Annotated in this window: 3 protein-coding genes; 2 read left to right on the top strand and 1 reads right to left on the bottom strand. The window is 75.7% G+C overall.

The genetic code is table 11. From position 1 onward, the window contains the following. Positions 1–182: 182 nt before the first annotated feature. A complete protein-coding gene (locus tag VIM26_RS09965) occupies positions 183–431 on the bottom strand; it encodes a helix-turn-helix domain-containing protein (RefSeq protein ID WP_331950670.1) in 249 nt (82 codons plus the stop codon). A gap of 148 nt (positions 432–579) precedes the next feature. Here VIM26_RS09965 and VIM26_RS09960 point away from each other — a divergent pair, with 148 nt between their 5' ends. Together VIM26_RS09960 and VIM26_RS09955 are read left to right on the top strand one after the other, a co-directional pair. Next, entirely contained in the window at positions 580–1,233 is a 654-nt protein-coding gene (locus tag VIM26_RS09960) for a hypothetical protein (protein WP_331950668.1), read from the top strand. Between the two features lie 6 nt (positions 1,234–1,239). Further along, positions 1,240–3,039: a DUF6912 family protein gene (locus VIM26_RS09955; protein WP_331950666.1), complete on the top strand. Its 1,800-nt coding sequence runs from the start codon at positions 1,240–1,242 to the stop codon at positions 3,037–3,039. Positions 3,040–3,135 lie beyond the last annotated feature (96 nt).

Below are 3,135 nucleotides of genomic sequence, written 5' to 3'. Positions count from 1 at the left end.
CCCTCGCGCGGGACCGGGTGACTGTCCGGGTGAGCACCGGGGGCTCCGAGCTCGCGGGACGGATCGAACGCGTCGGCGCGGACCACCTCGACCTCAGCGCCGGCATCGACGGTCCGCCGGCCGCCGCCCGGCTGTGGGCGGTGCCGTTCGCCGCCGTGCGCGTGGTGCGCTCGGACTGACCGCTACGCGGGCGAGGTGTCGTCCTTCGCGGGAGCGGAGTCCTGGATCACGCCGGCCTCGATGCGCCGGCGGGTCTCGGCGTACATGCGCTCGATGTACCCCTCGAGCTCGGTCCGCTCGATCCGCCACTGGTTGCGCCCGCCGATCTGGATGGCGGGGAGCTCGCCGGAGCGCACGAGGGAGTAGGCCTGCGCGGCGGAGATGTTGAGCAGCTCCGTCACGTCGGCAAGCGTGAGGAACCGGGAGGACAAGGACATACCCATAGCCCGAAGTCTGGCACGTCGGACCTGCGTTGCTCTGTTCATCCACAGCCCACCCGCCGACCACCTGCACTCACCGACGACGTGCACCCATGATTGGGCCCTGCGAGCGGCACCATCCCCGGGGGCACTGATGGACATGATCGTTGCGGAGCCGGTCAGTCCGATCGCCGCCCGGCTGCGCCGGCCGTCCTGGCGGGATCCCCGGCTGCTCGCCGGGCTGGTGATGGTCGCGGCGGCCGTCACCGTGGGGGCGTGGGCCGTCTCGGCGGCCGAGGCGAGCACGCCGGTCTACGTCGCACGCGGCACCCTGACCCCCGGCGAGCCGATCAACGCCGACGCACTCGCGGTCGCGCAGGTCCGCCTCGAACCGAGGGAGGCGGCGCGCTACCTCTCGGTCGCCACCGCCCCGCCGGCGGGCCTGGTCGTGCTGCGCACGGTCGCCGCCGGTGAGCTCGTGCCGAGGTCCGCCGTCGGTGCTGCGACCGCGCTGGCGTTCCGGCCGGTCGCGGTCGCGATCTCGGACGCGCCGTCGGAGGGGGTCGTCAAGGGTGCGCTCGTCGATCTGTGGGTGACGCCCAAGCCGCACGACGACGCCGCGGCCCCGGTGCCGCGCCTGCTCGCCGAACGGCTCGAGGTGGCCGAGGTCAAGCGGCCCGCGAGCGCGTTCGCGGTCGGCGGCCAGACCACGGTGCACGTGCTCGTGCCCTCCGGGTCGATGTCGCAGGTGCTGGGGGCGCTCGCCGTCGAGGGCACCGTCCAGGTCGTCGTGCTGCCCGGCTCGGGCGGGTAGCGCTAGATGATCTTCGGGGTGCTCTGCGCGGTACGCGGCGCGGGTGAGACGGCTCTCGTCACGGCGCTGGACGGCGCCGCAGGCCGGGTCACGGTCGAGCGGCGCTGCGCGGATGTCGCGGAGCTGCTCGCGGCTGCCGCGGCCGGCGTCGGCCGGATCGCCGTTGTGTCGGCCGCCCTGCCACGCCTCGACCGGGAGGCGGTCGCGCAGCTGCACGCCGCGCGGGTCCGCGTGCTCGCGCTGACGCATCCCGCCGGGGGCCAGGTCGAGCGGATGCTCGCGCTCGGGGTCGACGCGGTCGTCGACGACGCGACGGCGGCGGTCGGGCTGGTCGCGGCCGTCCTCGCGCTGGGCGAGGCCGCGGACGAGGACCTGCTGGCGGGTGCCGGCCCGGAAGCCACCGACCCGACGCCGGGCGAGCTCGGTGCCGCGGACCCGGACGCGGCGGCGCCCACCGGCCGGATGATCGCGGTCTGGGGCCCGACGGGTGCGCCCGGGCGGTCCACGCTCGCCCTCAACCTGGCCGCGGAGCTCGCCGGGTCGGTGGGCGTCCCCGGTCCTGGCACGTCGCCGTCGGGCGGCCCGCGCGGTGCGCTGATCATCGACGCCGACACCTACGGCGGCACGATCGCCCAGCTCGCCGGCCTGCTCGATGAGTCCCCGGGCCTGGCCGCGGCGGCCAGGGCCGCGGGGCAGGGCACCCTCGATCTGGCGGCGCTGGCCCGGCTGACGCCCGTCCTCTCGCCCGGCCTGCGGGTGCTGACCGGGATCTCGCGCGCGAACCGGTGGCCGGAGCTGCCGGCGTCGGCGCTCGAGGTGGTCTGGGAGATCGCCCGCAGCCTCGCCGCGTGGACGGTCGTCGACTGCGGGTTCTGCCTCGAGCAGGACGAGGCGCTGAGCTACGACACCCACGCGCCGCGCCGCAACGCCGCGACGCTCTCCGCATTGGAGGCGGCCGACGTCGTCGTGGTGGTCGGCAGCGGCGACCCGGTCGGGATCCAGCGACTGGTGCGAGGTCTCACCGACCTCGCGAGCCTGCCCGTCCCGGTGACCGCCCGCCGCGTCGTGGTGGTCAACCGGGTGCGGTCCTCCGCGGCGGGTCCGCGGCCCGGCGACGCCATCGGTGCCTCCCTGGGCCGGTTCGCCGGCGTCGATGCCCCGCACCTCGTGCCCGACGACCGCGGCGGGGTGGACGCCGCGACCCTGCGCGGGGTCACGCTGCGGGAGTCGTCGTCCGGCTCGCCCGCGCGGCGGGCGATCGCGGCGATCGCGGCCGGCCTCGAGCAACCGGCTCGGGCCGCGGCGCTCGCGGCGCGGCTGACCAGGCAGACTGGACGGGTGCGCATCTACCTGCCGGCCACCCTGCTCGATCTCGTTCCCACCGACGCCGGGGCTCGCCCCGACCTCGCGCCCAGACGCGCGCACGCGGTGACCCGCGCGCTTCGCGAGCTGTTCCCCGACGCCGACGAGGAGGGGCTGGAGTTCGCGGCGTCCCTCGCCGCGGCCGACGACTCCCTCGAGCTGCTCGGCGCGACCCCGGGCGCCCCGCGACGGCGCCTGGTCCTCACCGCCGACGTCGCCGACACCGCGGTGCACACCCGCACGGACGGCGACGACGTGCCGAGCGCCGTCGAGGTCACGGCCGTGGTGACCTGGGACCAGATCGCGTGCGGGCACGTGGACGAGCCCGGCGCCGCCGACGACGTGCTGGCGGCGCTCACCGGCGCCGACGCCGCCGTCGAGCAGCTCGACGAGCGTGACCTGCTCTGGTACGACGTGAGCGAGCTCGACGCGATCGGCAGCTGATCCCGATCCGTAACGTCCGAGCGTTGACGTCCTATAGGACGTCAACGCTCGGACGTTACGGGAATTTCTACCGTCAGTCGGCGAGCGGCTCGAGGA

This window comes from Pengzhenrongella sp. (genome assembly GCF_036565025.1).
GTDB lineage: Bacteria > Actinomycetota > Actinomycetes > Actinomycetales > Cellulomonadaceae > Pengzhenrongella.
This window is presented reverse-complemented; position numbering and strand designations above follow the sequence as displayed.